The organism is Clostridium senegalense JC122, assembly GCF_000285575.1.
Classification (GTDB): Bacteria; Bacillota; Clostridia; order Clostridiales; family Clostridiaceae; genus Clostridium_J; species Clostridium_J senegalense.
The window spans coordinates 37547-44774 of the sequence record NZ_HE611053.1 but is presented as its reverse complement, the minus strand read 5'-3'; the positions used below and the strand labels follow the sequence as shown (position 1 = coordinate 44774).

General features: G+C 26.3%; 6 protein-coding genes and 1 pseudogene. 1 reads left to right on the top strand and 6 read right to left on the bottom strand.

Translation table 11 applies throughout. The features are described from left to right. Positions 1–463: 463 nt before the first annotated feature. Positions 464–931, top strand: a complete 468-nt coding sequence (locus CSGHG_RS14240) for a VOC family protein (RefSeq protein ID WP_010296662.1) — start codon at positions 464–466, stop codon at positions 929–931. Positions 932–1188: 257 nt separating this feature from the next. Here the strand turns inward: CSGHG_RS14240 and CSGHG_RS14235 are convergent, their stop codons facing one another. The 6 genes and pseudogenes from CSGHG_RS14235 to CSGHG_RS14210 all read right to left on the bottom strand — a co-directional run bounded on the left by CSGHG_RS14235 (position 1189) and on the right by CSGHG_RS14210 (position 6467). Then, positions 1189–1734, bottom strand: coding sequence for a cyclase family protein (locus CSGHG_RS14235; protein ID WP_010296660.1), 546 nt, complete (start codon positions 1732–1734; stop codon positions 1189–1191). A 1-nt stretch (position 1735) separates the two neighbouring features. Beyond that, positions 1736–2191 (bottom strand): MarR family transcriptional regulator, encoded by a 456-nt coding sequence (locus CSGHG_RS14230; RefSeq protein WP_010296659.1) that lies wholly within the window; start codon positions 2189–2191, stop codon positions 1736–1738. 210 nt (positions 2192–2401) lie between these two features. Then, entirely contained in the window at positions 2402–3523 is a 1122-nt protein-coding gene (locus tag CSGHG_RS14225) for a DegT/DnrJ/EryC1/StrS family aminotransferase (protein WP_010296651.1), read from the bottom strand. Positions 3524–3557: 34 nt separating this feature from the next. Further along, on the bottom strand, positions 3558–4733 hold the full coding sequence (locus tag CSGHG_RS14220; RefSeq protein WP_010296650.1) for a DegT/DnrJ/EryC1/StrS family aminotransferase: 1176 nt from the start codon (positions 4731–4733) through the stop codon (positions 3558–3560). A 66-nt stretch (positions 4734–4799) separates the two neighbouring features. Continuing rightward, positions 4800–6000: pseudogene (locus CSGHG_RS20965) on the bottom strand (MerR family transcriptional regulator). 266 nt (positions 6001–6266) lie between these two features. After that, positions 6267–6467 carry a hypothetical protein gene (locus CSGHG_RS14210; RefSeq protein WP_010296647.1) on the bottom strand — a complete coding sequence of 67 codons (201 nt, stop codon included), beginning with the start codon at positions 6465–6467 and terminating at the stop codon, positions 6267–6269. Between the last annotated feature and the right edge of the window lie 761 nt (positions 6468–7228).

Sequence of the window (7228 nt, the reverse complement as noted above, 5' to 3'; positions counted from 1 at the left end):
AACTTTTACTCTGTGTTTATGACTAAATTATATATAAAACAAAAAATAAAAATGTGATTGTAATCAAGTTTTTTAATAAATATATTTTAATTCTAAAACTATTAAAATTTCTACTAAGATTGTCACACTAATTTTATAAATGAATATTATTAATTATGTTACCAGTAACTATATGTATCAGTTCAATATAATATAGTTCACACTCATAAAAATATCAATTTTTAGAGAATAAATTGAATATTTATTTAATTGCGCAAAACTTAATGTTATAATTAGGAAATGATTGCACTATGGGATTATAAGATGAATTTTTAAATTGTGCATTTATCAAATGAGGAAATTTAAGGTTAACATCATACTAATAGTTGATAACTTATTTTAATTAATAGTTGTGTTTATTATTACTCACTAATAATGCTAACCGTATTTTTTATAAAATAAATTTAAAACAAGGAGAAATATAATGAGATTTTTAAATCCAATGATAGTTGTTTCGGATATGGAAAAGTCAAAACAATTTTACTATGAAGTGCTTGGTTTAGAAGTTGTTGTTGATTTTGGTGCAAATGTAACTTTAACAGGTGGGATTGCATTACAAACAAAAGATACTTGGTCGAATTTTATTCACAAACAAAATAGTGAATTTTTTTTTGGTGGAAATGTAGCAGAGTTATATTTTGAAGAGGATGATTTTAATGGCTTTATTCAAAAAATAAATAGCATTGAAGGTATTAACTATGTTCATACTATTGTAGAACATTCTTGGGGACAGCGTGTTATTCGTTTTTATGATCCTGATAAACATATTATTGAAGTAGGAGAAAATATTACAATGGTTGTCAAAAGATTTTTAAATAGTGGTCTATCAATTGAAGAAACTGCTATCAGAATGGATGTATCCGTTGATTATATAAAATCTTGCTTAGAATAAATTATGAGACTGTAGAAATTAAAGAATCTTACTTATCATTTTTGTTTTTTATATAAATTGAATTTTAAATATATTTAAAATACCTATATCCAACAGATATAGGTATTCTTAAATTTAAATAGCTGATAATGATAATACTTATCCCCTATTTTACTATTCAATCTTATTTAAGGTTTTATTTTATTAACTTCTTCACTATCTATATAAAATAATACTAATATCTTCAGAAATGGGTATAAATTTTCTAAGTAATTAGTTTATATAGTTTCTATTTCGACCTGTATTGCTGTAGCCCCTTCAAGTTGAATCCAATTTAAATTTGCTTTAAATTCTAAACCAACCTTATCTAAATTACATATATTTTCAACAACATAAGCACCATTATTTTCAACATATTTATCTATTACAACATGGTCCTTTCCATGTTGTATTCCGCCTAAATCAATTCCTATTAATTTTACATTATAATCTAATAATTTATCTACAATTTTATTAGTTAAATATGGCCTTGTATCAGAATTAAAATATTCTTCACTTCCGTATCCATACTTTTCTAAATATCCTGTTCTGAAAATTATAAAAGAGTTTTCTTTAATAGATATACTATCTAGTACGTTAATATCTATAACTTCTATATTTCTAACATCTATTATTTGCGTCTCTATTTCTGATGGCAATTCTATATTTGTTAGATTATAGCAATCTATATGTGTTCCTATATGCTGTCTTTGATGTGCTGGTTGTGAATCACCCCATTTTAGTATTTTATCTGGAATATTAAATTCTTTTAAATGTAAATTCATATTATATATCTCCCTTTGATTTTATTATTTCTTCTAAATAGTTATTAAACTTTATTAAGAAATTAGCTACAACTTCTTGTTCTTTTTCTGATACATTTTTAAAAAACACATCATTTCGTTCTTCCCATTCTTTATGCTTTGTCTCATGATGTTTATATAATTTTTTACCTAAGTCTGTTAATTTAAAATATATTTCTTTATCATTATTAGGTTTTTTATATGTTTCTATCAGCTTAGCATTTATAAGCTTTTTACTAATCTTGCTTATTGCCCCTCTTGTCATATTCATACCTTTAGCTATTTTAGTAACATTAGGATTTTCTATTTTACCTATTAAATCTATGCAGTGTATTTCTGAAATTCCGTAGTTTTCATATTCTCCTTTAAAAACTAGCTTACCTAACAATTCTTCTTTCTCATATATCTCTTTAAATTTATTTATAATTATATCATTCATTTTAATCACCTCTTTATTGATTTTTCAAACAAGATTTGTGTTTTTTTGTTTCCTTGGAAATAATATTATATTATTTTTGTTTCCTTGTCAACAATATATTCTTTCAAAATTAACATTAATTAATCAGAAGGTCTAAACCCATAAAAAAACTGCCCCAAAATAGATTCATAGTCTATTTTGAGGCAGTTTTATTTCTTAATTTTAAAATTATTATTTTCTATAGAATTCTCTTATTTTTTCACAAACATATTCTACTTCTTCTTCTTTTAATTCTGGATAGATTGGAAGTGCTAGTATTCTTTCTGATACTCTTTCAGCTACTGGGAAATCTCCTTTTTTGTATCCTAAATAGCTAAAGCAGTTTTGAAGGTGTAATGGTATTGGATAGTATATACTTGTTCCTATTCCATTATCCTTTAAATATTGATTTAATTCATCTCTCTTATCACATGTTATATTAAATACATAATAAACAGGTTTTTGATCACCTTTAACTTTTGGTAAAGTTATTTCAGGTATCTCTTTTAATCTTTCAACATATAAATCGTGTATTTTGTTTCTCTTTTCAATTGAATCATTAATATATTTTAATTTTATACGTAGTACAGCTGCTTGAATGTTATCAAGTCTTGAGTTATATCCTATATACTCATAATGATATTTCTCTTTTGCACCGTGTACTCTAAGCATTTTTGTTAAATCAGCAAGTTCATCATTATTTGTAGTGATTAATCCACCATCACCATAAGCTCCTAATGTTTTTGTAGGGAAGAAAGAATATATTCCCATATCACCTATAGTTCCTGCATGTCTATAAGTGTCTCCTTTTCCTTTCCATTGCATTCCGAAAGCTTCTGCTGCATCTTCTAATACAGATAAATTGTGTTTTTTAGCTATATCCATTATATCATCCATATTAGCCATTTGGCAGAATAAGTGTATTGGAAGAATTCCAACTGTTTTATCTGTTATTGCTTCTTCAATTTTTGTAGTATCTATATTAAATGTTTCTTCATCTATATCTACAAATACTGGTTTTCCTTTGTGTTTTGCTAAGCATGATGTTGATGCTAAGAAAGTAAATGGTGAAGTTATTATTTCATTTCCATCTTTATAATTTAATATATCTGATGCCATAACTAATGCATCTGTTCCTGAAGCTACCCCAATAGCATGCTGTGCAGCTGTATATTCTTGTATTTCTTTTTCAAAAGCTTTTACATCATCACCTAGAGTTTGAACTCCGTTTCTTATTGAATTTAGTATAGCTTCATTAAATTCTTCCATCTTTTCATCATATTCTCTTTTTGAAGTATAAAATCCTACTTTCACTAATATCTCTCCTTTTTTATAAAAAATATTTATTTTATTTTACTGATTCTACTGCCTTGATAAGTTCTTCTACTACATATTTTGCATCTTCTAATTCTAGTGTTGAATACACTGGAAGTGTTATTTCATTTTTATATTGATTATATGCATTTGGATAATCTTCTATTTTATATCCTAATTGCTTATATAGCGTAAACATTGGAAGTGGTGTAAAGTGAACATTAGTTGCTATGTCTTTTTTAGCTAATTCTTCTATCACTTTATTTCTATCATCCTCTTCAAATCCTTTTAATCTTAAAGGATATAAATGATATGATGTTTCCATTTCTTCATTTTTAGAAAATGGAATTATAGCCCAGTCTTTGCCTTCTAAGGCTTTATTATAAATATCAAATATTTGTCTTCTTTTCTCTAACATGCCTTCATATCTATCTAATTGAACAACACCTATTGCAGCATGTAAATCAGACATATTGCACTTGAATCCATCAGTTACTATGTCATATTTCCAAGCTCCAGCTTTCATTTTAGATAATGCATCTTTTGTTTGTCCGTGTAATGAAGTATATTTTAACTCACGGAATATATCTTCTTTTCCATGTAAGTGGTTGTTATTGAAAGTTACTCCACCACCTTCAGATGTAGTTAAATTTTTAACTGCATGGAATGAAAATACGTGAAAATCATATTGTGTTCCAACTTTTTTTCCTTTATATGAAGCACCAAAAGAATGGGCAGAATCTGCTATAAGTAATATATCTTCTCTATTTAATTTTTTAAGTATAGCTCTTACTTTATCATAATCTACAGGAACTCCTGCAAAATCTACAGTTATTATCGCTTTTGTTTTTTCAGTTATAGCTTTTTCTAATTTATCTAAATCCATTATAAAACTGTCTTTTGCAACATCTACAAATTTTGGTTTTATTCCTCTATGTAGAATAACACTTGCACTTGCTGTGTAAGTATATGGAGTTGTTATTACTTCATCGCCTTCTTTTATATCAAAAACTTTTAGTATAAGCTCCATACCAGCAGTTGCACTACCTAATGCTACTGCATTTTCAGACTCACAATAAGTTTTCATTTTTTCTTCAAATTCTAAAACTTTAGGACCAGATGTAATCCATCCTGATTTTAAAACCTCAACTACATTTTCTATTTCTTTTTCTGTAATATCTGGTGGTGAAAATGGTATTTTTTTACTCATTTTAAAATCGCTCCTTTTATTTATTATTTTATCTATTTAAAAAGTTTTTAATACTATTTAAAATCTTTATTTTCTTCCTTTAAAATATCCTGTATCTTTAGTTATATAAATATATCCTTTTTCTTCTTTTTCTTTTTCAAGTATTTTTTCTAATTCTATAAGTTTATTTTCATTAAGTCTTTTGACTATATCACTTTCCATAGAAATTATATAATCAATTAGTGCCTTTTCTTCTGTTATCTTAAGATTATCCATATATCTTTTGCTTTCTACATCTTTAAAAACCTTTGATAGAATATCATATCCATTTTCAATTTGAAATTTATTAGTCAAATTAAAACTTTCAACTTCTAATATTTCTTCATCAACCTTTGATAGAAAATCTCTCATTTCCATCATATGACTCTTTCCGACAGTAGATGCAAATATATATCCATCTTTTTTAAGAACTCTTTTTATTTCTCCTAAAGCCTTTTCTATATCATTTAAATGATATAGCATATGGTTTGCTATAACTATATCAAAAGTTTTATCTTCATAGGAAATATTTTCAGCATCTTCAACATTAAAATGAAATCTTTTAAGTTTTCCTTTTAAATTGGACTTAGCATCTTTAAGCATACCTTCTGAAAAATCCGTTATATAAATTTCCCAACCTTTAGGTATTTTATTATAATTTTTAGCCCATAAGCTACCATCACCGCAGCCAAGTTCTAGAACCTTACAATTTTCCTTTAATGGTAGTTCTTTAAAGAACCATTCCATCCAACCTTCTTCGTTAATACTAAATTTTTCATGAATGTTTATTCTAGCTTTTAAGTTTGAAGCATCTTTATATTGCTTCATCCACTTATTATCCTTATTTATTAAGCTTATTATGTTTATAAACTTGTTCCAATTTAAATTTTTATCTTCTTCTATCATATTTAATGTTTCATCAATTGCTTGAATTACATTAAACTCGTGGTTTATCTTTTCTTTAATTATTTTCTTTTGTATTTTTTAGAGACTTTTTAAAATCATTATCCTTTAAATCTTCTGTCATAATATCTTTTATCTCATCTAATGATAATCCAATAAACTTTAAAGTTAATATCTTTTGTAACTTAGGAAAATCTTCTTTGCTATATAATCTATGACCAGCTTCATTGTATGAAGAAGGTTTTAAAAGATCAATTTTATCATAATACCTTAAAGTTCTTAAAGTTACACCTGCTTTTTTAGCAAACTCACCTACAGTAAATTGTTCTTTTAAATTATCTTTCATTTAGCATAAATCCTTTCAATTTCTCTTTTTAATACAAGATAATAATTTATATTTAGTAACATTATACAATTATATATTAACTCATGACGTAACGTCAACGTCAATACTTTTTTATAATATTTTTTTAATAATGATATTATTATAAAAAATAATGAGGTTTTTAATTTATTATATTAATTTGTTAATAAATTAACTTTCAAAACTATTTTTATATAATATATAATTCTAATCATTACATATTATATTGTAGAGTAATGTTTTTTGTTTTACAAAACTTTATCTTTTTCAACATTATTTATAAACTTTAGGATTGATACTTCTATTGATTTTAGTTTCTCTCCAATATTACTCGAAGTCGGTCCCGAACATCTACGCAGCAAAGCTGCTATTTTAGGACTGGCTTTGATTAATTTAGGTTTTATTGATAATCCTTCGATTTCACTAAAAAAATAACTTATGGAAAACATGCTTTGGTACGCCTGTCCTTCTTGTTACGGCTGTAGACTTTGGATATAGCTTTTGTTTAGTTTTATATCTTAAACTGAAATTTTACTCCCTTAAATTCAAAGAAACTGGTAGTCCAGTTTCCTCCATAGCTGTCTAAAAATCCAAGAAAACAATTCACCAAAATTTTTACTCCATAACAAGAGTGACAGACGCGTAATTGGATACTTTACTATACTTTAGACTTGATACTTTTGTTGATTTTAGATTCTCTTCTAAATTGCTCAAAGTTAGTCCCTATCATAGTTTTATCTAAACTCCTTAGCAACTAGCAAATTATAGCATTGGCTCCATCATAAATGGGACAGGCACGATAAGTTTGTTTTCTTCGCTACCATTTGATACTCTCCTAATTTTACATTACTAACATAATAGCTCAAAGCCAGTCCCTAACAAATACGCTACTTTGTAGCTCAAGTACTGGTTCTTTGCTCGTTACTTTACTTTATCTAGCCTATTTTATTGAGTACAGAAATTTTTATGGTTGTACAACCTAAGTGAACCTGTCCTTCTTGTTACGGCTGAGTACTTTGAATACAATCTTAGTATTATTATTTATATATATCTTAAAATTAGATTTTACTCTATTAAATTAAAAAGAAACTGGATTTAATCCAGTTTTATGAATAAGTTTTAACCTTCAACTAGATAAAAATCATAAACAATCAACTATTCAAAGTTCTACCTCCATTACAAGAGGGACAGACGCGATATAGTCTATTTT